General features: G+C 60.7%; 27 protein-coding genes. 10 read left to right on the top strand and 17 right to left on the bottom strand.

Annotated features, from left to right (window positions below; genetic code table 11):
- The first annotated feature begins 95 nt into the window (after nucleotides 1-95).
- Nucleotides 96-1013 carry an alpha/beta fold hydrolase gene (locus ACW9H9_RS15850; protein WP_457344159.1) on the top strand — a complete coding sequence of 306 codons (918 nt, stop codon included), beginning with the start codon at nucleotides 96-98 and terminating at the stop codon, nucleotides 1011-1013.
- 47 nt (nucleotides 1014-1060) lie between these two features.
- Here ACW9H9_RS15850 and ACW9H9_RS15845 read toward each other — a convergent pair whose 3' ends face one another.
- Entirely contained in the window at nucleotides 1061-2125 is a 1065-nt protein-coding gene (locus ACW9H9_RS15845) for a HoxN/HupN/NixA family nickel/cobalt transporter (protein WP_457344158.1), read from the bottom strand.
- 265 nt (nucleotides 2126-2390) lie between these two features.
- On the opposite strand from ACW9H9_RS15845, the gene ACW9H9_RS15840 reads away from it, so the two are divergent.
- Nucleotides 2391-3122, top strand: coding sequence for a GntR family transcriptional regulator (locus tag ACW9H9_RS15840; RefSeq protein WP_457344157.1), 732 nt, complete (start codon nucleotides 2391-2393; stop codon nucleotides 3120-3122).
- On the opposite strand, the gene ACW9H9_RS15835 is transcribed toward ACW9H9_RS15840, so the two are convergent.
- Nucleotides 3101-3349: a hypothetical protein gene (locus ACW9H9_RS15835; protein ID WP_457344156.1), complete on the bottom strand. Its 249-nt coding sequence runs from the start codon at nucleotides 3347-3349 to the stop codon at nucleotides 3101-3103. The two genes, ACW9H9_RS15840 and ACW9H9_RS15835, sit on opposite strands and share 22 nt — an antisense overlap.
- Before the next feature lie 142 nt (nucleotides 3350-3491).
- Here ACW9H9_RS15835 and ACW9H9_RS15830 point away from each other — a divergent pair, with 142 nt between their 5' ends.
- The gene (locus ACW9H9_RS15830; RefSeq protein WP_457344155.1) at nucleotides 3492-4130 is read left to right on the top strand and encodes an ATPase; all 639 of its coding nucleotides are present in this window, start codon (nucleotides 3492-3494) and stop codon (nucleotides 4128-4130) included.
- 36 nt (nucleotides 4131-4166) lie between these two features.
- The gene (locus ACW9H9_RS15825; RefSeq protein WP_457344154.1) at nucleotides 4167-4508 is read left to right on the top strand and encodes a hypothetical protein; all 342 of its coding nucleotides are present in this window, start codon (nucleotides 4167-4169) and stop codon (nucleotides 4506-4508) included.
- On the opposite strand, the gene ACW9H9_RS15820 is transcribed toward ACW9H9_RS15825, so the two are convergent.
- Nucleotides 4505-5254, bottom strand: a complete 750-nt coding sequence (locus tag ACW9H9_RS15820; protein WP_457344153.1) for a creatininase family protein — start codon at nucleotides 5252-5254, stop codon at nucleotides 4505-4507. The two genes, ACW9H9_RS15825 and ACW9H9_RS15820, sit on opposite strands and share 4 nt — an antisense overlap.
- Before the next feature lie 72 nt (nucleotides 5255-5326).
- A complete protein-coding gene (locus ACW9H9_RS15815; protein WP_457344152.1) occupies nucleotides 5327-6040 on the bottom strand; it encodes a murein L,D-transpeptidase catalytic domain family protein in 714 nt (237 codons plus the stop codon).
- Between the two features lie 37 nt (nucleotides 6041-6077).
- Here ACW9H9_RS15815 and ACW9H9_RS15810 point away from each other — a divergent pair, with 37 nt between their 5' ends.
- Nucleotides 6078-7643 carry a L,D-transpeptidase family protein gene (locus ACW9H9_RS15810; RefSeq protein ID WP_457344151.1) on the top strand — a complete coding sequence of 522 codons (1566 nt, stop codon included), beginning with the start codon at nucleotides 6078-6080 and terminating at the stop codon, nucleotides 7641-7643.
- Nucleotides 7644-7680: 37 nt separating this feature from the next.
- Here the strand turns inward: ACW9H9_RS15810 and ACW9H9_RS15805 are convergent, their stop codons facing one another.
- The 3 genes from ACW9H9_RS15805 to ACW9H9_RS15795 form a co-directional block, all read right to left on the bottom strand.
- Nucleotides 7681-8739, bottom strand: a complete 1059-nt coding sequence (locus tag ACW9H9_RS15805) for an alginate lyase family protein (protein ID WP_457344150.1) — start codon at nucleotides 8737-8739, stop codon at nucleotides 7681-7683.
- 87 nt (nucleotides 8740-8826) lie between these two features.
- A complete protein-coding gene (locus ACW9H9_RS15800; RefSeq protein ID WP_457344149.1) occupies nucleotides 8827-9984 on the bottom strand; it encodes an ATP-binding protein in 1158 nt (385 codons plus the stop codon).
- Nucleotides 9974-10789: an alpha/beta fold hydrolase gene (locus tag ACW9H9_RS15795; protein ID WP_457344148.1), complete on the bottom strand. Its 816-nt coding sequence runs from the start codon at nucleotides 10787-10789 to the stop codon at nucleotides 9974-9976. The genes ACW9H9_RS15800 and ACW9H9_RS15795 overlap by 11 nt, the downstream gene beginning before the upstream one ends.
- A gap of 127 nt (nucleotides 10790-10916) precedes the next feature.
- Between ACW9H9_RS15795 and ACW9H9_RS15790 the strand changes: the two genes are divergently transcribed.
- Nucleotides 10917-12107: a TPM domain-containing protein gene (locus ACW9H9_RS15790; protein ID WP_457344147.1), complete on the top strand. Its 1191-nt coding sequence runs from the start codon at nucleotides 10917-10919 to the stop codon at nucleotides 12105-12107.
- A gap of 55 nt (nucleotides 12108-12162) precedes the next feature.
- On the opposite strand, the gene ACW9H9_RS15785 is transcribed toward ACW9H9_RS15790, so the two are convergent.
- The 5 genes from ACW9H9_RS15785 to ACW9H9_RS15765 form a co-directional block, all read right to left on the bottom strand.
- Complete coding sequence (locus tag ACW9H9_RS15785) at nucleotides 12163-12588, bottom strand: GNAT family N-acetyltransferase (RefSeq protein WP_457344146.1); 426 nt, start codon at nucleotides 12586-12588, stop codon at nucleotides 12163-12165.
- A gap of 11 nt (nucleotides 12589-12599) precedes the next feature.
- Nucleotides 12600-13091 (bottom strand): GNAT family N-acetyltransferase, encoded by a 492-nt coding sequence (locus ACW9H9_RS15780; protein WP_457344145.1) that lies wholly within the window; start codon nucleotides 13089-13091, stop codon nucleotides 12600-12602.
- Nucleotides 13092-13208: 117 nt separating this feature from the next.
- The gene (locus ACW9H9_RS15775) at nucleotides 13209-13466 is read right to left on the bottom strand and encodes a fructose-bisphosphate aldolase (RefSeq protein ID WP_457344144.1); all 258 of its coding nucleotides are present in this window, start codon (nucleotides 13464-13466) and stop codon (nucleotides 13209-13211) included.
- A gap of 398 nt (nucleotides 13467-13864) precedes the next feature.
- A complete protein-coding gene (locus tag ACW9H9_RS15770; protein WP_457344143.1) occupies nucleotides 13865-14359 on the bottom strand; it encodes a hypothetical protein in 495 nt (164 codons plus the stop codon).
- A gap of 320 nt (nucleotides 14360-14679) precedes the next feature.
- Nucleotides 14680-16095, bottom strand: a complete 1416-nt coding sequence (locus ACW9H9_RS15765) for a purine-cytosine permease family protein (RefSeq protein WP_457344142.1) — start codon at nucleotides 16093-16095, stop codon at nucleotides 14680-14682.
- Between the two features lie 250 nt (nucleotides 16096-16345).
- Between ACW9H9_RS15765 and ACW9H9_RS15760 the strand changes: the two genes are divergently transcribed.
- On the top strand, nucleotides 16346-17257 hold the full coding sequence (locus tag ACW9H9_RS15760; protein WP_457344141.1) for a LysR family transcriptional regulator: 912 nt from the start codon (nucleotides 16346-16348) through the stop codon (nucleotides 17255-17257).
- Between the two features lie 345 nt (nucleotides 17258-17602).
- On the opposite strand, the gene argE is transcribed toward ACW9H9_RS15760, so the two are convergent.
- From argE to ACW9H9_RS15740, 4 genes are read right to left on the bottom strand one after another with little or no spacing between them, the layout of a single operon-like run.
- The gene (gene argE / locus ACW9H9_RS15755; RefSeq protein ID WP_457344140.1) at nucleotides 17603-18748 is read right to left on the bottom strand and encodes an acetylornithine deacetylase; all 1146 of its coding nucleotides are present in this window, start codon (nucleotides 18746-18748) and stop codon (nucleotides 17603-17605) included.
- A complete protein-coding gene (locus ACW9H9_RS15750) occupies nucleotides 18745-19422 on the bottom strand; it encodes a DUF1028 domain-containing protein (protein WP_457344139.1) in 678 nt (225 codons plus the stop codon). The genes argE and ACW9H9_RS15750 overlap by 4 nt, the downstream gene beginning before the upstream one ends.
- A gap of 18 nt (nucleotides 19423-19440) precedes the next feature.
- Nucleotides 19441-19851: a RidA family protein gene (locus ACW9H9_RS15745; RefSeq protein WP_010171793.1), complete on the bottom strand. Its 411-nt coding sequence runs from the start codon at nucleotides 19849-19851 to the stop codon at nucleotides 19441-19443.
- Nucleotides 19852-19868: 17 nt separating this feature from the next.
- The gene (locus tag ACW9H9_RS15740; RefSeq protein ID WP_457344138.1) at nucleotides 19869-21206 is read right to left on the bottom strand and encodes a flavin-containing monooxygenase; all 1338 of its coding nucleotides are present in this window, start codon (nucleotides 21204-21206) and stop codon (nucleotides 19869-19871) included.
- Nucleotides 21207-21375: 169 nt separating this feature from the next.
- Between ACW9H9_RS15740 and ACW9H9_RS15735 the strand changes: the two genes are divergently transcribed.
- The 3 genes from ACW9H9_RS15735 (at nucleotide 21376) to ACW9H9_RS15725 (ending at nucleotide 23391) form a co-directional block, all read left to right on the top strand.
- Nucleotides 21376-21810: a GNAT family N-acetyltransferase gene (locus ACW9H9_RS15735; RefSeq protein ID WP_457344137.1), complete on the top strand. Its 435-nt coding sequence runs from the start codon at nucleotides 21376-21378 to the stop codon at nucleotides 21808-21810.
- Between the two features lie 143 nt (nucleotides 21811-21953).
- Nucleotides 21954-22355, top strand: a complete 402-nt coding sequence (locus tag ACW9H9_RS15730) for a CesT family type III secretion system chaperone (protein ID WP_457344136.1) — start codon at nucleotides 21954-21956, stop codon at nucleotides 22353-22355.
- 61 nt (nucleotides 22356-22416) lie between these two features.
- Entirely contained in the window at nucleotides 22417-23391 is a 975-nt protein-coding gene (locus tag ACW9H9_RS15725) for a hypothetical protein (protein WP_457344135.1), read from the top strand.
- 106 nt (nucleotides 23392-23497) lie between these two features.
- Here the strand turns inward: ACW9H9_RS15725 and ACW9H9_RS15720 are convergent, their stop codons facing one another.
- Nucleotides 23498-24580, bottom strand: coding sequence for a DUF6161 domain-containing protein (locus ACW9H9_RS15720; RefSeq protein ID WP_457344134.1), 1083 nt, complete (start codon nucleotides 24578-24580; stop codon nucleotides 23498-23500).
- Nucleotides 24581-24795 lie beyond the last annotated feature (215 nt).

Raw genomic sequence — 24795 nt, 5'->3', positions numbered from 1 at the left:
AAAACCCTGAAGGAATAGATCGCGCCCTCGAGCGTCTTGATAGCGCACGGTCCATGTGTGGTCGGTGCTGTCATTTCTCTCGTTAGGGTCTTCTCATGAGCTATTCACTGTTTGGCGTAAAAAAAACCTCCCTGCTGTCGTTGAGCTTGCTGGCGGGCTTGTCCTTGGGCGGCTCGGCGTTTGCCGCCGATAAACCGTGGGAGGTGTTGCCGCCGACACCGGTCAATTCGGCCACCTTCCAGACCGCCGACATCAACGGCATTCAGCTGGCGTATTCGATCACCGGCCAAGGCGCGCCGCTGGTGGTGTTGCACGGCGGCCCGGCCAACTCCGACTACCTGGCCAACCAGGTGCAACTGCTGGCCAAGCACTACAAGGTCATTTCGGTGGACACCCGTGGGCACGGCCGCAGCAGCCAGGGCGATCAACCGTTGGGGTATGACCTGTTCGCCAATGACGTGGCGGCGTTGATGGCCAAGCTGGGCGTGGCCAAGGCCGATTTTTTGGGCTGGAGCGACGGCGGGATCACCGCGCTGGACCTGGCGATGCGCTACCCGGAGAACGTCGGGCGGGTGGTGGCCTTTGGTGCCAACGTCGACACCACAGGCGCCTTTCCCGACGCCGATAAAAAACCGGCCTTTGGCGAGATGCTCAAGCGTGCGCCGCAGGAATACGCGCGGTTGTCGCCGACGCCCAAGGGCTTTGACAACCTCAATGCCCAACTGACGCGGATGTACAGCACGCAACCAGACTGGACCCCGGCGCAACTGCGCACCATCAAGGCGCCGGTGCTGGTGCTCGATGGCGATCATGACGAAGCCGTCCGCCCGGAACACACGCGCTACATGGCCAAGGCCATTCCAAATGCCTCGCTGGCGTTTATCCCGGGCACCAGTCACTTTGCGTTTTTGCAGGCACCGCAGGCGTTCAATACCCTGGTGACCGACTTCCTCAAGGGCCAGCCGGTGGGGGAGCGTGTGGCCAGCAGCAAGGCGGACGTGGCGGGGCTTTGATGCGGTGAGAGAAGAGGGGAGCGGGCTCGCTCCCCCTGGGGGCGGGGTCAGGCCGGTGTGCGGTTGACCTCGATCCCGTCGAAGTTTTTCAGGCGGTACAGCAGCGCCGAAAGCGCCCAGCTGACGGCGAAGATGCCGATGATGATGTAGCCCAACATGCCGAAGCTGTCGTTGAGCGCACCGATGAAACTCCAGAACTCGCCCTGCAGGTCGAGCTTGTCGACCACCAGGCCCAGCGCCTCGATACTGCCGATCACCACCGCGACCACCACCGACACCAGCGTGATGGTCATGTTGTAATAGATCTTGCGGATCGGCTTCATGTACGCCCAGCCATAAGCGCCCAGCATCAGGTGCCCGTCGAGGGTGTCGACCAGCGACATGCCCGCGCTGAACAGCAGCGGGAACACCATGATGGCCCACGGCGACAGGCCGTCAGACGCCTGGCTGGCAGAGATGCCCAGCAGGCCCACTTCAGTGGCGGTGTCAAACCCCAGGCCGAACAGGAAACCCAGCGGGTACATGTGCCAGCTGCGGGTGATCAAGCGAAACAGCGGGCGGAAAAACCGCGCCATCAACCCCCGGTCGGCCAGCAGCAGGTCGAAGTCGTCATCGACATACGCGCCGCCTGCGCGCACATGGCGCCAGGCTTTGTAGATCGAGTGCAGGATCACCAGGTTCATCAAGGCGATCACCAGCAGGAACGAGGCCGACACCGACGTGCCGATCACCCCGCCAACGGCTTTGAAGCCTTCAAAATGGTCCTGCATCGCCGCCGTGGCGAAGGCGACGCCCACCGAGGCCAGCACCACCACCGAGGAGTGCCCCAGGGAGAAAAAGAAGCCCACCGCGACCGGGCGCTTTTTTTCCTGCATCAGTTTGCGCGTGACGTTGTCGATGGCCGCGATATGGTCGGCGTCCACCGCATGGCGCAGGCCAAACCCATAGGCCAGCAAGGCAGTGCCGAGCAGCACGGGATGATCATGAAACGCCACCAATGCCCAGAGCCAGGCCGCTACGTTGATACCGATCAACACGCCGTATATGCCAAACAACTTGGCCCGTACGTGGGTGTTGGAGTCACTGAAAATCTGGGCAAGGCGTAGGATCATCAACAGTACCTGTGTGCAGTGGCGCGCTCATTCCGGAATTGCACCGGCTCCCGGTTCTGAAACATTCAGAAACACAGGCGCAGTGTATAGGTTCTGCTCGTCGCCAGGATGAAATGTGCAAGGCCCGGCCGCTCGGCTCGACGCATCCATGACCGCCACGCGCGCGCTGGTATTCCTGCCGGGAATGCCCCCATGAAAACCCTGCATTTCATTTGCGCGGCGCGATCTCGTAGTGTGGCGTTCCCCCCCCCTGTGGACCCCGCCCATGAATACCCTGTCCAGCGATGTGCGTTTGCCGTTGTACCAACGCCTGCGTGACCACTTGGTCGAGCAGATCGCCAGCCTTCGCTGGGGCCCCGGTGAAGCCATCCCACCGGAGGCGGTGTTGTCGAGTGAGTACGAGCTGTCTACCGGCACTGTGCGCAAGGCCGTCGAGGCGTTGGTGGGGGAAGGGATTCTGGAGCGCCAGCAGGGGCGCGGAACGTTTGTGCGACGCCCGCAGTTCAAAACGTCGTTGTCGCGCTTCTTCCGCTTTGAGGGGCCGGACGGCGAGCGCCTGGCGCTGGAAAGTTGCATCCAGTCCGTCGAATCGATGCCCGCACCCGTTGCCGTGGCCCAGGCCCTGGGGCTGGCGCCGGAGGCGTTAGTGATTCGCATCGAGCGGGTGCGCCGCGTAGGGGCGCAACCGGTGTTGACCGAACAGATCTGGTTACCGCAGGCCCGGTTCCAACCGCTGCTGGCACTGGACTTGAGCCCACCGTGCCTGTTGCTGTACCCGCTGTACGAAACGGTGTGCCGCCAAGTGGTGGCGTCGGCCGAGGAAACCCTCATGGCCGTGCCCGCCAGCGAAGCGGATGCCCAGGTGTTGCAGATACCGGCCGGCAGCGTGACGGTGGTGATCGAGCGCCTGGCCCGTGACTACGCCGGGCAGCCGCTGGAGTGGCGGCACTCCTGCGGCAATGCCGGGCACTTTCATTACCGGGTGGATATTCGCTGAAGCCTGCGGTCGAGGTCTTCCCAGTCGGCCATGCCCAGCACCCGGGTGGTGTTCAGGCCGCGCAGGTAACCGCGCAGTTGGTGGGCGGTGGCGCAGACCTGGTCGGGCCCTGCGGCCTCGTCCAGCAGCACGTCTTCGTAGTCAATCAAGTAGTCGGCAACCCGTTCGCGAAACTCCGGCAGGACGGCTTCGCGGATGCGGTCGAAGGTTTTCTGGTGGGGTTTCATCGGCAGTCCTTATCATTTGCAGCGGGTACACGGCGTTTTACTATCGCTTCAGATAATAGTCACCATCACGCATCGCAAGTTCTGTTTTGCTGCAAAAGGCGGAAAATCGCCCCATCGAAGAAGCCGCTCAAGGAGTTGCGCGATGAGGTCTTTTGCCCAGTTGGTCTTGATAGCCGTGATGTTGGCCAGTACGATCGCCCCGGTTTATGCCGATGACGGACGAGCGGTGCACCTGTCGCCCATCACGCCCAGTGTGACGTCGCTGCAAAACGCGCAGTCAGTGGGTGTGTTGTACACCGACAACACGCTGGACAACCTGCAGTACCTCGAGCGCTACCACGCCATGGCCACCCACGGCGCCAAGGGTGCGCTGGATGGCCGGATCCGCCAGGCATTCGTCGACAGCTCCGACCCGCAGCTGGCCATCGATTGGTTGTTGAGTTCGTTGCAGGGAACGTTTGTCTCTGTGACTGTCTATGATTCGCTGGACGCGCTGGTGCAGGCCCACCCTGACGTGGTGGTGATGCTCGACACCCACAATCAGTTGCTGACCCAACGCAACACCCAGGTGCAGGCGCGGTTCGTGGCACGGTTCTACGATGCCGACCTGCACTACATTGCCAAGGCCGAAGGTGCGGTGGAGCAACAACTGCCATCGGTGTGGGTGCATGGCAAGGCGGCGCCCGAGATTGCGGCCGGTATCGAGCAGCAACGTGACATACAACTTAATGCATTAAGGCAGTTCGACTCCTCGCTCAAGGCGCTGGTGGCTGCCGGTTAAAACCAACCTCGCGGTTTTTAATTCTCAGGATTTTATATGCGTCCCATGTTTGTACAGGCCTTGGCCGTTGCGTCATTGCTGTTGGCGGGCTGTGCTTCCGCCCCGAATGCCCCTACGGCGACCTTGCAAACCAGCAAGCTGCCCGAAGCCTATGTGCAATGTGTCGTGCCCAAGTTCGAAAAACACGGCTTGGCCTCCACGGTGACGCAAAACTCGCGGCACGCCCGTATCGTGGTGACCAGCAAGATTGCCGCCGACAATATTCTGGAAGTCTACAAGTCCCAGGACGGCGGCAAGGTATTCCTGTACGAGCGCAAGCCGCTGGCCTCCACCCTCATGGCCTCGCGCTTTGAGCAAGTGGCGCAAGACTGCCTTTAAACCGGCTTGGGTTCCTGGCTGAAACTGCCAAGCGCGTTGACCAGCCCCTTGGCGGCCAACGCTACCAGTTCACCGCCTTTTTCTGCGGTGGCCTGGGCTGGGTCCGAGCCCATGCGGCCGTCGGGGAAACGTGCGCGAAAGTCCTGTGCTTCGCGAATCGGCCCGGTGTTGGCGATTTTTGGCGCGTAGTCGGCGGATTTGATCGTGTGCGGGTAAGCCCATTGCGTCACCGCAATCTCCGACGGCGTGGCATGGCTGCCATGGCCGGTAGGGAACTGCCGGTTGGCCAGTTCGCCTACGCCTTCCAGGTCCCACCAGTTGCACAACTTCAACGCATAACCCGCTGCCCGGCCGCTAAAGCTGGCCTCGGCGTACAGCTCGGAAAACGCCGCTTCAATCGATGCGATATTGCCGCCGTGGCCGTTGAGAAACAGGATCTTCTCGAAACCATGCCCGGCCAGTGAACGCACCCAATCGCCGATGGCCGCGATAAATGTGGACGGGCGCAGCGAAATGGTGCCGGCAAACCCCAGGTGGTGCTGGGCCATACCGATATTGAAGGTGGGGCCGACCAGGATGTCAGCGTGTTTCTGTGCCTCGTGGGCGATGATTTCCGGGCACATCCAGTCGGTGCCCAACAGGCCGGTGGGGCCGTGCTGCTCGTTGGAGCCAATGGGGATCACAATGCTGCGGCTGCGTTCCAGGAACTGTCCGATCTCGATCCAGGTGGACGTGTGTAGAAGCATGTCAGGTTCTCTCTCGTCAGGCCCGGGAACACGGTGAAGTTCCCGGTGGCGCGAGCCCCATGGTAGCAAGCCTCAGCCGCCTTTGACGGCCCCGTTGCTGGCGAACTGTCGGGGTTTGCAGTTCAGGTAGGTCGAGGACTTGAGCCAGCGCTGGTCCGGGTACCAGGAAAACATGAACTGGCCATCCTTGAGTTTGTCCACCACCTGACGCGCCACTTGCGGGCGCACCGCCGGGCAGCCCTGGCTGCGGCCGATGCGGCCTTCGCGCTTGCTCCACAATGGGCTGACGTAGTCGGCGGCATGAATCACGAGGGCGCGTTCGCGTGCCCGGTCGTTGAAACCCGGCTCCAGGCCGTCCATGCGCAACGAGTAGCCATGGGCGCCTTCGTAGCTTTCCTGGGTGCGAAACAACCCCAGGCTGGACTGGTAGCTGCCCTCACGGTTGGAGAACTGCGTGGCGAAGTTTTCCCCGGACTTTTGCCCGTGGGCCACCAGGTCGCGCAACACCAGGGTCTTTTTGCGCAGGTCGAAGATCCACAGGCGACGGGCGGTCGAGGGCTGGGAATAATCAATGACGGCCAGCCGTTCGGAGCGTTCCAGGCCGCTGCCCACCGCACATTGCATGGCGCTCAGGGCGCGTTTGAGGACTTCGGGGTTGAGTTCTGGAGCGGCAACGGCGAGGCTGCTATACAGAGTGAGGGGTTTAACCGTGTCAGCCCGTGCAACCGTGCTCAACGCGGCCAAGGTTGCGATGATCAAGCCGGTGCGGTAGCAAAGTTTGAGCATGTACAGGGCATCTCCGCCGTGGATAGGAGCTAAGCGATTGTTCAAAAAACACGCATGTTACTTGAGCATTTGCCTGTTGGTGGCGCCACTGGTCGCGAGGGCCGATGACCCGCTGGTGGTGTCGCTGGCCCCGGTACAGTTGGCCTTGACGCAATTACCCAGCGTTTGCCCGGGCCTGGCCGGGCAGATCGACGCCCCCGCACAGGTGCGCCTGCAAGCGTTTTACCAGCAGCAGGGCAACGTGGCGCTGTGGTCCAGCGTAGACGGTTTGGCGCCGTTGCAAGCGCAATTGAACCTGTTGGCCGACGATGGCCTGGACCCCAGCCACTACGGCCTGCCCACCGCCAATGCCTCGGGTAACGTGCTGTGCGAGGACATCGCCACCAGCCAGCAGTACCTCCAAGCGCTGCACGACCTGCATTTTGGTCGCCTGCAACAGTCGCGTTTCGAGCCCTTGTGGCGCGCTCAACCGCCCGAACAAGACCCCGACACCCAAGTACTGGCGCTGGCCGCCACCGGCATGCAGGACCTGGCCCGGGCGTTTGACCAGGCCCGCCCGAGCGCGCCGTTGTACCGCAGCTTGCGCAACGCCTACGCCAGCCTGCGCCAGCAACCGTTGCCCCAGTGGGACGCGGTGGCTGGCGGGCCGTTGTTGCGCCCAGGCATGGAAGACGCGCGCGTGCCGGAACTGGCGCGGCGCCTGGTGGGCGGCGGTTACCTGGCCAGCGTGCCGACGGGCAGCCAATACCAGGGAGAGCTGGTCAAGGCCGTCAAAAGCTTCCAGCACAGCCATTCGTTGCAAGATGACGGCGTGATCGGCCCGGGCACCGTCACTGAACTCAACATCAGCCCGGCGATGCGCCGTGAACAGCTGCGCATCAACCTTGAGCGTTTTCGCTGGTTGTCCCGCGATCTGGAGCCCGATGGCGTACTGGTCAACGTGGCCTCGGCGCAACTGAGTGTCTACCAGGGCGGCGTGCCGGTGTGGCAAACCCGCCTGCAAGTGGGGCGTGCCGACCGCCAGACGCCGCTGCTCAAATCGCGTATCACCCGCCTGACCCTCAACCCCACCTGGACCATCCCACCCACCATCCTGCGCGAAGACAAGCTGCCGGCGATCCGCCTGAACCCCGAATACCTGCGCCAGCAAAACCTGCAAGTGCTCGACAGCGAAGGCCGCCCGTTATCGCCGGACCAGGTCGACTGGGCACGCCCCGGCAACATCCTGCTGCGCCAGGGCGCCGGGCCGCGCAACCCGCTGGGACGGATTGTGCTGCGCTTTCCCAACCCCTATTCGGTGTACCTGCACGACACGCCGAGCCAGCCGCTGTTTTCCAAGGGGCCGCGTGCGTTCAGCTCGGGTTGCGTGCGGGTTGAACAGCCGCTGCAGCTGCGCGACCTGCTGGTGAGCCCGGCGGAAAAAGCGCGGACCGAGGAACTGCTGGCCACCGAAACCACCCACGAGTTCCGCCTGGCCACCCCGGTGCCGGTGCTCCTGAGTTACTGGACGGTCCAGGCGGACAGCCAGGGGGCGCTGTTGTATGCACCGGACATCTACGGGCGCGACCCGGTGCTGATCAAAGCCATGGAGAGCTGGCTGTAGCGAGCCATGGCTCTTTAGGGGTGTGTGGCCACAAGGATCATTTCAGGTAGCACGCCCCGACCCACGTTGGCGGGTTGGCTGACAGCTGCTTGGCCAACGGCAGATACCGGGTGTCCAACTGCGCCGCCAGCCAGTACAGCGTATTACTGCTTTTAGGCTGCCAGTCGCCGGTATACCCGGGCACGCCAACGTTGGCGCGGGCCTTGTCGAACTGCACGCGGGTGTGCACGAATTCCTGGTGGCTGCGTTGGCCTGCGGCGTAGGGCATCAGCCAGTCGAGCGCCTTGGCGAGGGAGGCGCCGTTGGCGGCGGTCATCTTCAGCCAGTCACCGCCCACGCCATAGGGCTTGGCCGCCAGCGCGGCTTGTACCAGGGGTTCCAGGTCGTAGACCACATAGTGCAGCGCGTCACGGTCGTGGAAGTCGGTCACCGAGCCGTCAGGCAGTATGTTGTCGGCGATCTGTTGCTGGAACAGGTGCAAGGCCTGTTGCAGCATCGCGCGGTCGCCCAGTGCGGCGGCGGCCACGGTCACCAGCTTGACCCGGTGGCTCTGCCAGTTATTGGTGTTGGTGCCTTTTTTCTGCCCCTGAAATTGCTCGATGCGTGCAAGGTAACCATTGCCCAGGGCCGTGAGCAGCCCGCGTGTAGCGTCGCGGGTGCTGGGGCGCAAGCTGTCGGCGGTGAGCGCGTAGGCGTTCATCAGCATGTCGAGGTTGGTTTCGTCGATGGGGTTGAAGTCCGGCTTGTACACGCTGGCCCAGGCGGCGAGGAACTCATCCACCTGCTTGAGGTATCGTGCATCACCGCTTATCCGCCAGGCCTGCGCAGCCTGGCGCATCACGGGCCAGTCTTTTTCGGCCGCGATGCTTTGCTCACGAATGCCGTGGTTGGGCAGCGTGCCCTCGGTGTGCAGGTGCGCCAACGGGTTGGGTTGATCGCTCAAGTGACGCTGGGCGGCGCCGAGCAACGACTTGGCGCTCGGCGTGGACGCGGCGGGCTGGCAGAGGCTCAGGGTTTGTGGGGCGGCCAGGGCGGCGGGAGAGAGGGCGGCGAGCAGTGCGGTGAACACAACGGTGTTGATAGGCAGGTGCGGCATGCGGTTTCTCGTGCAAGACGGAGGTCAAGGGGCACCCTAACACAGGCGTCTGGTGCGTTGAGTGAAACCCCTGACAGGCCCGTTCACTCAACCCGCCTGCCCAAACCTCACGGTAAAGGTGGTGCCGGTCGCCGCATCGGAGCGCACCGACACCTCACCGCCGTGGGCCTTGGCGATCTCGCTGACGATAAACAACCCCAGCCCCACGCTGCGCACCTGGCTGCCTTGCCCGGCGCCGCGGGTCATGGGCTCGAACAGCACGGCCCGCAATGCTTCGGGAATGACCTTGCCGTGGTTGTGCACCGACAACTGGCAGCCCGCCGGGCCCAGTTGCGAGGTGATGGTGATCGGGTGTTGCAGGTCGCCATAGGCCACGCTGTTGGCCACCAGGTTGCCGATGATCTGGTGCACGCGGTCGGTGTCCAGGCAGGCCGACGCGTTGCCCATCGCCTGGTGCAGCAAGGTGGCGCCGGGAAACGCCACGCGCAGTTCGTCCACGCTCTGTTGCGTGACGGCGTGCAGGTCCAGGGCGACAGGTTTGACGTTGATCCCCAAGCCCACGCGCGCCTGGGTGAAGTCCAGCAGGTCGGCAACCATGCGCTGCGCGCGCTCGGTGGACTGGCCAATGTGGCTCAGCAGTTGGGTTTCCTTGGGCGTGTGTTCGCCCCGGGCCAGGAACTCGTTGGCCATCTTGATCGCGGTGAGCGGGTTTTTCAGGTCGTGGCTGACGATGGCCACCATCTGCTCGGCAAACTGCGCACGGCGTTGGGCCTTGTCGTAGGCCACGCTCAGCTCGGCCTGCGCCTTTTGCAGCGCCACTTTGGCGCGGGTTTTCTCCTGCAGCAGGGCTTCGGCCAGCTTGCGGGCGTTGAGCAGTTCACGCTCGTACTTGTCCCGGTCGGTGGTGCCGAACAACGCCATTTCATGAAACACGCCGCTGTCGTGCTCGCGCTTGATGCTGTTGAGCAGCAAGGTCACGGTGTGCCCGTCGCGGTGGCGCACGTCGAGTTTCACTTCGGTGACGCTGCCCTGCATGTGCATCATCGGCGCCAGGTGGGTCTGATGGAAAATTCGGCCGCCCATGGTCAGCAGGTCCTGGAAGCGCCGCCCGCGCAGTTGCTCGCTGTCAAAGCCCACCCAGTCACAGAACTGCCGGTTAGCGCGCACGATGCTGCCGTCTTCACGGGTGACCACCAGCGCGCAAGGGGCACCGTCGAACAGGATGGACGGCTGGTCAATCGGCATGGTTGCCCGCCCATGGCGCCAAGAACGTGTGCATGGCCGCCGCGCAGGCCTGCGGGGCGCTCATGTGCGGGCAATGGCCCACGTTATCGACCAGGCAATAGGTGCTGTTGGGCATCACGCGGTGCAAATATTCGCCCACGGCCAGGGGGGCGATAAGGTCGTCGGTCGATTGCAGCAACAGGGTCGGTGTGGCGAGGCCGCTGACGTCTTCGCGGTTGTCCGACAGGAACGTCACCCGCGCAAACTGTTTGGCGATCTCAGGTTCCGTGCGGCAGAAACTGTCGGTCAGTTCCTGGCCCAATGCTGGTTGCCCGGGGGCGCCCATGATCATCGGGGCCATGCTGCTGGACCAGCCCAGGTAGTTGCTGTCGAGGGTGTCGAGCAGTGAGCGGATGTCATCCAGGGTAAAACCGCCGCTGTAGTCTTCGATGTCCAGGTAGCACGGCGAGGGGCCAATCATCACGTGGGCGGCGATACGCCCCGGTTGCAGGCGGTCGGCGAGGGTGCCGATCATCGCGCTTACCGAGTGGCCCACCAGGATCACCGGGCCGCGGGCGTACGCGTCGACGATCTCGTTGAGGTCCTGGGCGTAACCGGCCAGGCTGTTGTATTTGCGCTTGTCATAGGCGCCGAGGTCCGAATGGCCAGCGCCGACCAGGTCATACAGCACCACGCGAAAATGATCGGTGAAAGAAGGCGCCAGGTAATTCCACATGGCCTGGTTGCAGCCGAAACCGTGGGAAAACACCAGTGTCGATGACCCTTCGCCCATCACGCTTACATTGTTGCGGTGCTCAAGAGTCATGGGGCTTCCGGGGTCGTGGGTGGGCGCGTTCTGCGCAAGTGTAGATAGCAGAATGCAATGAGTCATGCCTTATGACCTCAATCGGGTAAAGTTGACCCCTTCAGGATGAAACTTTAGGTAAAAAAGCATGGTGGTGTTGCTGCGTGGCGCGTTCTTGAGCCTCCTGATGATGTGTATGGTGATGCCGACCGTGGCCGCTGCGGCGTCGCCCGGTTGGGCGGGCATCAAGCTGTATCAGCGGGTGATGGACTTCACCAACACCCTGGACGCGGCGTCCATCGGCCGCCTGACCGAACAACTGGCCGACCTCGAGCAACGCAAGGGCGCGCAAGTGGCCGTGGTGATGCTGCCGAACACGGGCGGTGTGAGTATCGAAACTTTTGCCAACCAACTGTTTCGCACCTCGCAACTGGGGCGCAAAGGCATCGATGACGGCATTTTGCTGTTGGTGGCCAAGGACGATCGCAAGGTGCGCATCGAGGTCGGTTACGGCCTGGAAGGCACGGTGACTGACCTTTTGGCCCACCGCATTATCGAGGAACGCATCCTTCCGGCCTTTCGCCAAGGCAACTACGCCGACGGCATCGCGCAAGGCGTGAGTGACCTGATTGTGCTGGTGGACGGCGGTCACTTGCCCGCCCCCGGCAAAAAGGGCGTGGCGCTCAATACCCTGGTTATTTTCCTGGCAGTGATGGCGGGGTCCCTCGGCGGTATCTTGATGAGCACCGGCAAACTGGGCTGGCGCGGGGGGCTGTTGGCAAGCGTGGTGGTGATCGGTGGGCTGGCCGAGTTGGCCGGTGACGAGTGGCGGGTGCACCTGCTGCTGGTGCCGTTTTGCCTGCTGGTGTGTGGTTCGGCCGCCGGCGCACTGTGGATGGTAAAACCGGTGTTCTTTGGCGTGCTGGGTGTGTTGGGGTACGTCGCCAGCTTGATGGTGGCCAACCACTATGGGTTTGAAGTGTCCTTCATCCATTGGCTGGTGCTGCCCCTGGTGTGTTTGATGGTAGTGGGAGCCCTGGCGTTGCTGGCGGGCATGATGCGCAGCTTCTGGAAACACAGCCGCAAGGCGTTCAAGTCCCGGCTGCTGATTTTATTGATGGTGTACCTGCTCCTGGGTTCGTCGCTTGGCGGTTTTGAGGGCTGGTTGCACGCGCTGGTGTTTTGCCTGTTCGTCGCGTTTTTTATGTTTATCCCTGGCGGGCCCGGGTCGGGTTCCGGTTCGGGCTCCAGCGGCGGTTCGGGCTCAAGCTTTGGGGGGAGCGGGTTCTCCGGTGGCGGCGGCTCCAGCGGCGGGGGTGGTGCGTCGGGAGGGTGGTAGCGTCGCAGGCCCGGCCTCGTTCGCCGGGGTACTGCGAGGGCGGTATATTGCACCCTCAGAGTTGTTTAACCAGGAAAATCCGGCGACTGCCCGCCGGTTCACACGGGAATTCGCCGAAGCGGACCCAGCCGTTCTTCTCGTAAAATCCGGGCGCCTGGAAGCTCAAGGTGTACAGCACAGCCGTCCGGCAGCCGCGGGCGCGCGCCTGGGCTTCAAACGTGTGCAGCAATTGCGTACCGATGCCCGTACCGCGCAGCGCGTCGGGCAGGTGAAACAACTCCAGAAACGCCATGCCCAGGCTGGTCTTGCCGATAAGGCCGCCGAGCACTGCCTGGGTGTCGGGGTCGCGCACCAGTACTGTCAACGCGCGCCGGTCATTGAGCCCGCTGGCCTGTTCATTGAACAGCGCCAGGCCCTGGCCTATGACGCGTTCGGCCTCGCCGTCCGGCTGGTCGCCCGTTTCGATCACATGCCGTGTCATCGCCGTTTCCTTTAGAGGTCCATCACCATTTCGTGCCACGCCATCCCGCCATGGTCCGACGCCGACGGCTGCACATAGGCATAACCCATCCGCGTGTACAGCGGCACATGCTGGTCCTTGCACATCAGGTGAATGGTGCGCTTGCCCATGCTCCGCATGCGCTGCACGAACTCATCCATCAGCCGCCGGGAATACCCCTTGCCTTGGTGCGCCGGGTCCACCACCACCGACATGATCACCACATTCGGCGCCTCGGCCGAATGGCCCACCAACTCCTTGAACGCCTCATCCGACATGACCACCTCATGGGCGCAGCCGCCATTGATGAACCCCACCACCTCGCCGCCTGCCTCGAGCACCACAAACCCCTGCGGGTACAGCGCAATGCGCGTGCTGATCTTCTCCAGCGTCGCGGCTTCATCGCATTCGTAGGCAGAAATCTCGATGTGATAGCAGCGGGCGGCATCCGCCGGGACGGCGTTGCGAAAGGTGAGTTGAGTCATCGGGCTTCCTTAGGGCAGGGCAGTTGAGCGAAAGCGCACATGATAAAGAAAGAATGCGTTCAAGAGGCGCATCCTGCGAAGCCCGCCGAAGCGGGCTTGTCTATCGGTAAAAGTCCATCAGGCGGCGACAGGCGCCTCCAACCCGCGCCGTTCAATCACGGCAAATACATCCGCCACATCCTGCACCAGGATCCGCGCCGTGTTGGCGACGGTATTGATGTCGTGCACGGCGTAGTCAGACACATTGGAGCAGGCCATCAGGTGCAGGTATTTGAGCACGGCATTGAGGCGCTCGCTGGCGCAGGCATGGAGCTCGTTGAGCGGGGCTTGGCCGTCGATGAGGAGCACGGGGTAGTCGGTGGCGGTTTGGGACATGGGGGTGAAGCGGTGGGGCGGGTTTTGAGTGGTAATAAGGTTCGATTCTATTTTGGAGAAGAGAACTGCCACCGTTCTGCTGCGAAACAGGTTGGGTGGCAACTGTGCGCGGGTTCGCAGACCAGGAAGAATCACCCCCGGCAGGCCCGAAGACCTCCCACGCACAGCCGCCATAAAGCGAGACGCAGGCGGAGTCCGCCTGAGGGTCTGATGACTGTGCAGGTTGATTCTATTTGTGAAGGGCTGCGAAACCCTGTCGCTGGCCGAGGCTAACGACAGGGCGGACTATAGGTGCTGTATTTTAAGATTGCAACTTGGCCGTATGGTTTTGATATAGATAGGCCTGATGATTTTTTTGCGAATTTAAGCTTTTTAAGCTTGGATGCGCACGCACGAATTTATCGTGCGATATATTTTATGGTGTTTTTTCCGCTTTGAAAAAACCATTGTGACTTACAGGTTTTTATGTTGCTGACTGGCAAGTTGTTTACTTCAACGCGCTCAAATAGGTCGTTAAGCCTTGAGTTGTGCGACAAGGCGTTGCACTGTTTGAAGGTTAATTTTTTAAGGGTGATGGAGTAATAGTCATAATCATCGTTTGATGATTGCTCTGGGCCTAGCTCAATAAATTCTTTGCCCAATAGGCCACCCTTAAACCAGTCGTTTTTTGCTGCTAATTCATTGTTGAGATCTTTATAGCCCGATGAACTGTCAGAAAAATACTCTTTGATGTGTAAGGATAGTAAAAAAATTTGTTGAGGGTTGTTGACAGCTGTCTTATAGAACTCCCATACCTCTTTTCCTTGCAAAAAAGTAGTTGGTGCGGAGAGCGTGCTGGCTTGCAATGGCGTTGCAGTGAGTATTGCCCAGGCGAGTAGTAAGCGGGATAGCATGTTCTGTCACTCCTTTGATTGAACTAAAGAAGCGCATGATAGCAGTTGGCCTTGAAGTGGTCGATAATTTCTTATGGAGAGCCAATCTCCATTGAAATTTTAGATTGCCTCCTAAAATAGGGGTTTAGCAGTATAAATTGAATGGTTTTTTGGAAGGGTCTTTGATTTTTATAATTTTCGTTATTGGGTTTGGCTGTCTGTTGGTGAGTCGCTATTTTTTGCCTGCAATACTTTCGCGTTGACATGATTTGTATGACCACCTAGTTGTCGGTAGGTGGTCATTTTTATTAATTTTTGAAGGTTGCTAGTTGCTAAGTGGTTTAGGCATTTTGAGCAGACTTCCCACTCGCCATCCGCCGCTTATAAGCACTGTCCCGACTCGCCAACCAAAAATACAGCGGCGACGTCACCACCAGCCCCACCACCCAGGACAAGTCCGCCCCGTTGATGTGTTCCGAAATCGGCCCTACATACAGCGGCGTGTTCATGAACGGGATCTGCACCACAATCCCGATCGCATAGGCCAGCAGCGCCTGTGGGTTGTAGCGCCCGTAGATCCCGCCGTCCACCCGGAAGATCGAGGCAATGTCGTACTCGCCTTTGTGGATGGCATAAAAGTCGATCAGGTTGATCGCTGTCCACGGCACCAACACCACCAGCAGCACCAGCACCATGTCGACGAAGTGACCGATGAAATCCTTGGAGGCAAACACCGCGGCAATCGCACACGCGGCCAGCACGATGATCGAGATCACCGCGCGGCTTTTGGCCGTGGGGATCCAGCGGTAGGCGAAGGTTTGAATCAGGGTGATGATCGACAGTACCGCGCCGTACAGGTTAAGGGCGTTGTGGCTGATCACGCTGAGCAAAAACAGCACCAGCATCAGCGGGCCGATGGCGCCGGTGGCCAGTTTGACGGCGTCCATGGTGTCCATGCCCACCGGTGTGGCCAGTACGGCCACGGCGCCAAAGATGAACGACAGGCTCGAGCCCAGCGCCGAGCCCAGGTAGGTGGTCCAGAAGGTGGACGAGACGCGCACGTCGGCCGGCAGGTAGCGGGAGTAATCCGAGACGTAGGGCGCGAAAGCGATTTGCCACAGCGCGGCCATCGAGACGGTGGCGAGCCAGCCCGAGAGGTTGAACTCGCCACGGGTGAGGAAGTCGGCGGTCTGGATGTGCGTGAAGATGTAGCCAAAGCCCAGCACGATGCCAATGCCCAGCACCCAGGTGCCGATGCGGTTGAGCACGTGGATAAAGCGGTAGCCGATGATGCCGATGATGCCCGAGCCAATGGCGCCGACGACGATGCCCACCGGCACTGGCACGGCATCCACCACTCCGTGCAGGGACTTGCCCGCCAGCACGATGTTGGAGGCGAAGAAGCCGATGTACATGACGCCTGCGATCACCACCACCAGCAAGGCACCGAGCGAGCCGAATTGTGCGCGGCTCTGGATCATTTGTGGAATGCCCATCTGCGGGCCCTGGGCCGAGTGCAGTGCCATCAGCACGCCGCCGACCAAATGGCCGACCAGAATGGCGATGATGCCCCACACCAGGTTCAGGTGAAACAACTGCACGCCCAGCGCGCCGGTGACGATGGGCAGCGGCGCGATGTTGCCGCCGAACCAGAGGGTGAACAGGTCTTTTACCTTTCCGTGGCGATCTTGCGGGGGCACGTAGCCGATCGTGTGTTTCTCGATGAGCGGTGCTGAGGTTGTTGCAGTGGTGACCATGACGAACTCCAAGGCAAGGTGAGTACGTGGGCGTACTTCGCAGTGCGCCGCCGGGCGACGCTTTTGTTGTTGGAGTGATCATGTGCAATGGTCACAGGCAGGTAAATTAGTAAGTTTGTTGCTATAGACGTTAAAAAAAGTATCTCGAACGGTTTTTTGCTCCGGTATGTTGCATCCCTATGAATAGCCTAAAAAAGTGGTTTTTTTCCGCACTGGTTTGGGGCGAAATCCTACGTTTCTGGAGGTGTTGATGGCTGCCTACAACCTACGCCAGCTCAAATATTTTGTAACCACCGCCGACTGCGGCAGCGTCGCCGAGGCCTCGCGCAAGCTCTACATCGCGCAACCGTCGGTGTCCACGGCCATCAAGCAACTGGAAGACAGCTTTGGCGTGCAGCTGTTTATCCGCCATCACGCCCAAGGCGTTTCGTTGACCCCCAGTGGTGCGCGGTTTTATCGCAAGGCGCTGGAATTGCTGCGCGTGGCCCACGAGTTTGAGCAAAACGCGCTGGCGGACAACGACGTGGTGGCGGGGCAGATCGACATTGGCTGCTTTGAGACCGTGGCGCCGCTGTACCTGCCGCGTTTGATCGCCGGGTTCAAGCAGCAGTGGCCGGGGGTGGAGATTCGCCTGCGCGACGGCGAACAGCAGGAACTGGTGCAGGCGCTGACCGCCGGCAGCATCGACGTGGCCATGCTGTTTGAGCACGACCTGGGCGGCGCCATCGAAACGGTGCCGCTGATGCCGCCTCAACAGCCTTACGCGTTACTGCCGCAAAACCACCGGTTTGCCCAGCAGGCCAAGGTGTCACTGGCAGACCTGGTGCTGGAGCCGATGATTCTGTTGGATGTTCTGCCGAGCCGGAACTACTTCGTGAGCATCTTTGAAGAGCGCGGGCTCACGCCCAATATCGTGTTCAGCTCACCGTCCATCGAGATGGTGCGGGGCATGGTCGGGCGCGGGTTCGGGTTTTCGATCCTGGTGACCAAACCGCATTCGCCGTATACATACGACGGGCAGCAATTGGCGTGCCTTCCCTTGGTGGAAACGGTCACGGGCTCGGGGCTGTCGGCGGTCTGGCTGCGGCGTGCGCCGCTGACCAAGCCGGTGCAGTTGTTCGTGGATTATTGCCGGGAGGAACTGGCTCGGTTGTTGGGTTAGTTATGCGCCGCCGCACGATTGCGTTCTTTTAAGTGGTGGATCAAATAAGTTTTGATCCGATTCGAGCGTTGCATAAAGTTGCACGTCGTTATCGTAAAAGGCGAACCCCGAAAAGACCAACGAGGCCGTCGGAATATGGGGGGGGGCGCGTACAGGCCGTGCAAGCAAGCGCGGCGATTAAAACGAGGAGTGCCTGGGTGCGGGGCATTTTATGGTTTCCACATGATCGTCCTGGATCGGCGTGAGCATTCTATGCCCCCGCTCGTGGAAATGAAGCAACGTCTTCACGCCCTCACGTCACCGCCGCCGGGAGGGGGTTAGGGCCGCGCCGCGGCCCCGCGCGGTTCAAGCCCGAATGAACTGCACCATCCGCCGCAACATCTCATCACACCCGTCCAGTTGCGCCACGCTCACGAACTCATCGGGCTTGTGCCCCTGGTCCATACTCCCAGGCCCGCACACCACGGTCGGAATGCCCGCCGCGTTAAACAGCCCGCCTTCGGTGCCAAACGCCACGGTGCCAAATGCCCGTGACCCGGAAAACGCCGCGATCAATTCTGCGGCCTGGCTACGTTCATCGGTCACCAGGCCGGGGTAGGCCGACAGTGGGCTGAACTGAATCTGGCTCTGTGGGCTGATCGCCTGCATGCGCGGCAGCACCTGTTGTTCGGCATACACCTGCAATTGCGCGGCCACTTCAGCGGGGTCCTGCGATGGCAATGTGCGCACTTCAAAGTCGAAGCGGCAATCGGCGGGCACGATGTTCAACGCCTTGCCCCCGCTGATCACGCCGGTCTGCACGGTGCTGAAGGGTGGATCGAAGCGGGGGTCTTGCTGTTCGCGCAAGCGCTCGCCAATACGCCCTAATTCGCCGATCAACTCGGCGGCATATTCGATGGCGTTCACGCCATAGGGTGCATACGCCGAATGGCACGCGTGGCCGTGCACGTCACAGCGCATCGCCAATTTGCCCTTGTGGCCCAGCACTGGCTTGAGTTCGGTCGGCTCGCCGATGATGCACAGCAGTGGTTTGACCGGCCATTGTTCCAGCACACTGAGCAACGAGCGCACGCCCAGGCAGCCGACTTCTTCGTCGTACGACAGGGCGATATGCACCGGCATGCGCAGGTCGGCCTGCACCAGGTCCGGCACCCGTGCAAGCACGCAGGCGATGTAGCCTTTCATGTCGGCGGTGCCGCGCCCGTAGAGGTTGCCGTCGCGCTCGGTCAGCGTGAAGGGGGGCACGGTCCACGGTTGCCCGTCCACCGGCACCACGTCGGTGTGGCCCGACAGCACGATGCCCGGGCGGTCGGCCAGGCCGATGGTGGCGAACAGGTTGGCCTTGCTGCGCGCTTCGTTGTAGATCAGTTGGCTCGCAACACCTAAGCCGGCCAGGTAATCACGCACACACTCGATCAACTGCAGGTTGGACTCGCGGCTGGTGGTGTCGAACGCCACCAGCTTTTCCAGCCACTCACGGCTGCTGGTCATCGCGCGTCTCCGGCCACGCCGTAGCCCGGGGACCGATCAGGCGTCAGGGCACGGTCGATGTAATCCTGGATTTGCGGGCGATAGGCATCCCACAGTGTTTGCAGCTCGCCTATCGGGTCTTCGTCGGCCCAATCCACCCGCAGGTTGATGATCGGCCAGGTCAGTTCACCCACCACCACAAGCGCGGCCGAATGCACCGGGCCCGCTTCACCGCCCGCGGCGATGGCGGCGTGCATGGCGTCCAGCAAACGGTCGGCCAGTTGGCCTTCGGCGGTTTCAAACGTCTTGACCATGGTGTCGATCACGGCGCGGTTGGCGAGCATGTTGCCAGCGGCGACACATTGCTCACCCGACACCGCATTGTGTGTGCCCAGGGTTTCGCTGCCGCTGAAATGCGCGGTGCGGCCCAGGTGATCAATCGCCGTCAGTTGGCGGTACTGGCTGTAGCCGTTGTGGGTCAGGGCCTGGTCCATCGCCTCATCAGGCGCGAGGCCCCGCACCAAAAGGTCCAGCACCTGCGGGCCGAGGGCGGGCAGGGTGATGTTCTGGGTCGAGACGGCGCCTACGCCCGGCTGCAGCCAGGGGCAACGGGCACCCACGGCAATGCTTGAGGAACTGATGGCGATGCCCATCTGACCGGTTTCGGCGCAACGTCCGACGATTGAAAAAGTCATGTCCTGCCTCCTGGTGGGTTACTCGGGTATTACGGCGATCACGTCGATTTCCATCAGCCATTGCGGCTGGCCCAGGGCCGATACCACAAGGCCAGTGGAGATCGGAAACACGCCTTTGAGCCACTTGCCGACTTCCTGGTACACCGGCTCACGGTAGCGTGGGTCGATCAGGTAAGTGGTGGTCTTGACGATGTGGCTCAGGTCGCTGCCGGCCTCTTCCAGCAGTTGCTTGACGTTGCGCATGGCCTGCTCGGCCTGGGCGCGTGGGTCGCCCAGGCCCACCAGGTTGCCGTCAAAGTCGGTGCCCACCTGGCCGCGAACGTACACGGTGTTGCCCGCGCGCACGGCCTGGCACAGGTCGTTGTCCAGGCTCTGGTTGGGGTAGGTTTCTTTGGTGTTGAACATGCGAATGCGGGTATGGGTTGGCATCTTGAATATTCCTTGAATCAGGCACTGACCGTTGGGGAGGTGGTTGCGTGGCGCTGGCTGGCGTCGCGGTAATCGAGGTATTGGCGCTGGATGGCGATGTGATCGGCCACGTGTTTGGCGTCGTGCCACACCCCCCAGATAAACGACGAGCCCCGACGTGACTGCCAAGGCAAACCGAGGAAGTAGATCCCGGCTTCGCTGGACACGCCGCGCTGGTGTTGTGGCTTGCCGTGGTCGTCGAAGGCCTGGACCTTCAGCCAGCTGTAGTCGGTGACAAACCCGGTGGCCCAGATAATGGACGTGACGCCCGCGGCGGCCAGGTCCAGGGCGAGGATCGGTTGACTGATGCAGTCGGCATCCGGGAACACCCGGCGCGCTTCGGGTTCCAGCGGCAGGTCAAGGCCATTGCGCTCGATGTACGCGTCGGCGGCGTCCAGCAAGGCCAGGTAGTTTTCATCGCCGCGCTTGAGGTTTTCCACAAGGTTAGGCTGGAACGTGGCCACCGTGCCGTTGAAGGATGCGGTCAACCCCACCAGGGTCATGCCACGCTGTGCCAGCTCGCGAAAGTCGATGGTGCGGCCACCGTGGGCACCGCTCACGGCAATGGTCACGTGCTCGCGGCCCGGTTTCATCGCGGCCTGGTCCCACTCGCCCAGTACACCCAGCCACCAGCAGAAGTCACGGTTGCGATAGGCGCGGGGAGGGCGATCATGCGCGCCCACCGAGAGGTAGACACGCCGGCCAGCGCGTTGCAGCTCATCGGCGATCTGCACCCCGGAAGAACCGGCGCCTACCACCAGCACCGCGCCTTCGGGCAGTTGGGCCGGGTTGCGGTAGTCGGCCGAATGCAGCTGGGTAAACGGCACGTCCTTGGGCGCAATCGCCGGAATCACCGGCTTCTGGAACGGCCCGGTCGCCGCCACCACGCGATTGGCTTCAATCACCCCCTCGCTGGTCTGCACCGTAAAGCCCGGACGGCCCACGTTGCGCACCACAGAGGTGACGTCCACACCGGTGCGGATCGGTGCGTTGAATTTGCGTGCATAGGCTTCAAAGTAATCCGCCACGCGCTCTTTGGGCGCGAAGCCATCAGGGCTCACGTCATCGAATTCCAGGCCGGGAAAACGGTCATGCCAGGCGGGCCCGTTGGCCACCAGCGAATCCCAGCGGCCGGTGCGCCAGCGCTCGGCGATGCGGCTGCGCTCCAGCACCAGGTGCGGCACGCCGTGTTTGCTCAGGTGCTCGCTCATGGCCACGCCAGCTTGCCCGGCACCTACCACGAGGGTGTCTATTGTTGTGGGTGTCACAGTCATGTCTCTATCCTTCTGAACAGCGGTTGGATTCAGGTCGGGCATGACTCAAAGGCTAGGGGGACACGGTTTTTTAATAAAATATTATTAAGCTTAGAAGTGAGCATAAATAACTGATGCAGAACCCAGCACGGGCATTGAAGATTCAATGTGACCCCCCATTGATATCACCACCGCCCTCGCGGGCAAGCCCGTTCCTACAAGGTTTAAGCCAATGCCGACGATCCGCGAAATGACCCCGGCCGACTACGACGCCGTCCTCACCCTGATGCAAAACACCCCCGGTATTTCCCTGCGCGACGCCGACTCCCGCGAGGCCACCGCCCGCTACCTGGCGCGCAACCCCGGCTTGAGTTTTGTCGCTGAGGCTGGCGGCGCGCTGTGTGCCTGCGTGATGTGCGGCCACGACGGGCGGCGTGGCTACTTGCAACATGTGGTGGTCTTGCCCGATTACCGCCGCCAGGGCCTCGCCGGTGCGCTGGTGGCGCGTTGCCTGGCCGGGCTTGAGCAGTTGGGTATCCGTAAATGCCACTTGGATGTGATCAAGACCAACGAACACGCGGCGCGCCACTGGCGCGGGCAGGGCTGGACGTTGAGGACGGATATCGATCGTTATTCGTTTACGCGGCCGGGGGAGGAGAACGCCTGAAGCCCCGCGTGCGGGTGTTGCACCACAAATTTATGGAACCTGGCGAAGTGCGGCACCACTCACACCCTCTGCAGGCGTCGAAAAGATATTGTCTGGTCATACTTTTCGTCTTCCTTTTTTACCCTGCCCAGAGGAAATGACTAATGCAGTCGAACTTCAATGACGTCCTTACGCCGCTATTCAAGTACTTGGGAATGGCCCCTTCGGTCACCGGACACGAAGAAGCATTTGAATTGGTGATGCGTTCCGGGCGCTCCCTTACGTTGCAAAATTACCCGTCCGGCGTTCTGACACTGAGCAGCCACCTGCCGTTAACCGTAACCGATGACAGTGCGGGCAAACTGCTGTTGGAGTTGTTGCAGGTCAACCTCATGAACGCGATTACGCCGCCTATCGTGATTGCCGCCAACGGCAGTGGCGATGCGATTGTCCTGTGGGCCCGCCTGCCATGGGAGGGCCTGGCGCCCGATCAATTGATCAGCCTCTATGAGCGTTTTGCGCACTACTTAGAAACCGTCAACAAGCGGCTGGCCGCCGCTGCGTAACGGGCACCGTTGAGCAAAAACCGCCGTCACTCCTTCATTCAATGTTCAGGACATCAAGCGTATGAATGGCAATGGTATTCCGTCTTATGGTGGTTACTCCCATTACGGGCAATACAGCAATCAAAACACTGCGCCTGCCGCACCACCGCCACCTACGGCGGTGCACCACGCCATTCCCTCGGCAACGTTGGGGATGCGCGGGCCCTACAGCAATGCGGTGGTTCAGGTAAAACCACGAACGTTAAAAAACCTGCAACTGGCCGATGCTGTGCAGAAAGAGACACAACGCCTCTTGCCCCATGGCGCGGGGAACCAGTGGTTGTCCGTCGTGCATTCACAGGGTGAAAGTTATGCGCGGGGGCATTTGACCCGTGAACTGAAAAAGGAATTTCGCAAACAGGCCCCTCAGCTGGACAGAACGTACAACAGTGCAAAGACTGCCGCGACGTTGCAGGGCGGTAACTGCCAGGAGTTCGCGGACGTGGCCTATACGCTGTTGGCCGCACGCGGTTCAAGCTCGCCCGTGTCCAACGTGTCATACAAAAATGACCATATTCTGGTGATGCTGGGTGATCCCCGTGAAGGCACCAATGACGTGACATTGATCGATGCATGGCCGCACATTCCCGTTGCGACCACGTTGCGTAACTCACCGATCAACCCTAATGATCTAGTGGTGAAAAAGCAGTTCAACAGCCGGACCGGCGACCCTGACGCGCAATCGGCGTTAAGTGGCATACACCCGATGTCCAACGTCGAGGTCAATCAGCGCATGGCGGCCCAGGGTTTTCCTGCGATCGGCCCTGCACTGGTCAAGGACCTGGCTGAAGGGCTCAAGGAACAAGGTCTGCTCTTATACGATGTGCGCACACTGTCCGCAGACCCCAGCGTGAAATACACCGACGGCATTCATCAGCCCGCGTCCTTTGACAGAATGAGCAGCAACCAATTGTCTGGAAAGATGGCGGTAGTCAACGAGTACAACCAAAAATTGACTATTGATCAGGCGCTTTACGGCCGTTCCAAGGGGATTTAAACACTGTTGCACGGGGCCTGTGAAAACAGGTCCCGCACAACCGTCTGACAAAACGCTGCACGCTATACAAACCGGGCCTGTCGCCCGCAAAGGAGTGTTGTTTACTTCACGTCTTTTTTACGGCAGACAACAAATCGGTAAGGCCTGGCATGGTCGGGCCAGACTCATTAGCAATCAGCCCTGTTTCGGAGCGGCTGAATAACGATTGCAGAATTATTTTCCTGGACTCTGCATCCACCCCAATGTCCTTGCTGAGCGTGAGGTATAAATGGGTGAGTTGCTCGCGTTCTTCGGCATCGCGTTGAAGGTGAAAGGCGCTGAACGCAAGTTTGGACAATGCCTTGACTGAAAAGGCCAGGGTGGACAGCAAGGCCACAAAGATCAGCGCGCCTTCCACGTGGTTCAGGTTTATGGTGGTGTGATCACCGCTCAGCCAAATATTGAACGAGGTCCAGAGGCCGACGGTGGCTGCCAACAGCACGACGCCAAGAATGCCTGCCCATGCATAACCTCGTCTTTCGTGTTCCCAGGCTTTTCTGGCCCAGTAGGTTGCAGGGCCTTCCAGGCGCAGTTTTTCTTCATAGGTAAATTCCAGCGCCTTCAGGCGGTCTTTCCAGGCCGCCTCTTCGGTTTGTTGCCAGCCGGAGAATTTTTCAAACTGCTCTCGCGCTTTTTTTGCCAGGCGTAGTTTTGCCTTGAAAAGAGTGGCATACACCGTGGCTAGTTTCTGTTTTTCGGTGGCGGCACGGTCTGCAAAAGAGGTGAGTTCTGGACGCTGAAATTCATAGGCCGCCAAATAGCCTGTCAGTGCGTTGAAAGAGGCCAGCTCATCACTTTTGTTCAGGAAGATAGCGTCATAGAAGCCTGCGGCGACCTGAGGGTTTTCGGCGTTTATTTCCATCCATTTGCGCGTGGTGGGCGCATCGCTATAAGTCCATACCTTGGAGAGGGCGTCGTTGTTTTCGGGAAAAAATAAAAACTCATCATCTGACAGTTCATTGTCTAATAGTTGAATTGACGACCTGATGTTCTCGAACGCTTTATGTCCTGGCTTAGGTTTTGCGTTATTTGTATTTTTTAAAAACGCTTCCCAAAAAGAAATTTCCTCTTTGATGAAGGTTTCTTTTTCTACCCCGGCGAGGGTCTCGAAGTTTTCGCCGCTAAGCGCTTTCAGGTTGGCCGATGTCATGTGCAAGTACTGTGAATTATCTGGCGTGGTGAAGAGGGCATTTTTTGTATGAGTCGTGCCGTTTTTTAAGCGGGTTACTCTGTTGTTTCTGATGGGTGGCGCAATGGTGGCATGCGTGGACGCTCACCACAATTGATATCGAGCCGGTCATTTCGACAGGTTGAGGGTGTCAGAAATTTTGTGTTCGGGCATAACATGAGTAAGAGGTGCATATA

The organism is Pseudomonas sp. SDO5215_S409 (assembly GCF_054071325.1).
Note: the sequence above shows the minus strand (reverse complement) of the source record. Positions and strands in the feature narration are given on the sequence as shown.

Bases quoted from the DNA above. Each gene is read 5' to 3' on its own strand.
- ACW9H9_RS15740 (WP_457344138.1), bottom strand. From the start codon at position 21,206: ATGCCCGACCTGAATCCAACCGCTGTTCAGAAGGATAGAGACATGACT.
- ACW9H9_RS15745 (WP_010171793.1), bottom strand. From the start codon at position 19,851: ATGCCAACCCATACCCGCATTCGCATGTTCAACACCAAAGAAACCTAC.
- ACW9H9_RS15840 (WP_457344157.1), top strand. From the start codon at position 2,391: ATGAATACCCTGTCCAGCGATGTGCGTTTGCCGTTGTACCAACGCCTG.
- ACW9H9_RS15770 (WP_457344143.1), bottom strand. From the start codon at position 14,359: ATGCTATCCCGCTTACTACTCGCCTGGGCAATACTCACTGCAACGCCA.
- argE (WP_457344140.1), bottom strand. From the start codon at position 18,748: ATGACCAGCAGCCGTGAGTGGCTGGAAAAGCTGGTGGCGTTCGACACC.
- ACW9H9_RS15845 (WP_457344158.1), bottom strand. From the start codon at position 2,125: ATGATCCTACGCCTTGCCCAGATTTTCAGTGACTCCAACACCCACGTA.
- ACW9H9_RS15795 (WP_457344148.1), bottom strand. From the start codon at position 10,789: ATGACTCTTGAGCACCGCAACAATGTAAGCGTGATGGGCGAAGGGTCA.
- ACW9H9_RS15720 (WP_457344134.1), bottom strand. From the start codon at position 24,580: ATGACATCGGCCAACCTGAAAGCGCTTAGCGGCGAAAACTTCGAGACC.
- ACW9H9_RS15750 (WP_457344139.1), bottom strand. From the start codon at position 19,422: ATGACTTTTTCAATCGTCGGACGTTGCGCCGAAACCGGTCAGATGGGC.
- ACW9H9_RS15775 (WP_457344144.1), bottom strand. From the start codon at position 13,466: ATGTCCCAAACCGCCACCGACTACCCCGTGCTCCTCATCGACGGCCAA.
- ACW9H9_RS15790 (WP_457344147.1), top strand. From the start codon at position 10,917: ATGGTGGTGTTGCTGCGTGGCGCGTTCTTGAGCCTCCTGATGATGTGT.
- ACW9H9_RS15735 (WP_457344137.1), top strand. From the start codon at position 21,376: ATGCCGACGATCCGCGAAATGACCCCGGCCGACTACGACGCCGTCCTC.
- ACW9H9_RS15820 (WP_457344153.1), bottom strand. From the start codon at position 5,254: ATGCTTCTACACACGTCCACCTGGATCGAGATCGGACAGTTCCTGGAA.
- ACW9H9_RS15815 (WP_457344152.1), bottom strand. From the start codon at position 6,040: ATGCTCAAACTTTGCTACCGCACCGGCTTGATCATCGCAACCTTGGCC.
- ACW9H9_RS15730 (WP_457344136.1), top strand. From the start codon at position 21,954: ATGCAGTCGAACTTCAATGACGTCCTTACGCCGCTATTCAAGTACTTG.
- ACW9H9_RS15825 (WP_457344154.1), top strand. From the start codon at position 4,167: ATGCGTCCCATGTTTGTACAGGCCTTGGCCGTTGCGTCATTGCTGTTG.
- ACW9H9_RS15760 (WP_457344141.1), top strand. From the start codon at position 16,346: ATGGCTGCCTACAACCTACGCCAGCTCAAATATTTTGTAACCACCGCC.
- ACW9H9_RS15800 (WP_457344149.1), bottom strand. From the start codon at position 9,984: ATGCCGATTGACCAGCCGTCCATCCTGTTCGACGGTGCCCCTTGCGCG.
- ACW9H9_RS15835 (WP_457344156.1), bottom strand. From the start codon at position 3,349: ATGAAACCCCACCAGAAAACCTTCGACCGCATCCGCGAAGCCGTCCTG.
- ACW9H9_RS15850 (WP_457344159.1), top strand. From the start codon at position 96: ATGAGCTATTCACTGTTTGGCGTAAAAAAAACCTCCCTGCTGTCGTTG.
- ACW9H9_RS15785 (WP_457344146.1), bottom strand. From the start codon at position 12,588: ATGACACGGCATGTGATCGAAACGGGCGACCAGCCGGACGGCGAGGCC.
- ACW9H9_RS15780 (WP_457344145.1), bottom strand. From the start codon at position 13,091: ATGACTCAACTCACCTTTCGCAACGCCGTCCCGGCGGATGCCGCCCGC.
- ACW9H9_RS15830 (WP_457344155.1), top strand. From the start codon at position 3,492: ATGAGGTCTTTTGCCCAGTTGGTCTTGATAGCCGTGATGTTGGCCAGT.
- ACW9H9_RS15725 (WP_457344135.1), top strand. From the start codon at position 22,417: ATGAATGGCAATGGTATTCCGTCTTATGGTGGTTACTCCCATTACGGG.
- ACW9H9_RS15805 (WP_457344150.1), bottom strand. From the start codon at position 8,739: ATGCCGCACCTGCCTATCAACACCGTTGTGTTCACCGCACTGCTCGCC.
- ACW9H9_RS15765 (WP_457344142.1), bottom strand. From the start codon at position 16,095: ATGGTCACCACTGCAACAACCTCAGCACCGCTCATCGAGAAACACACG.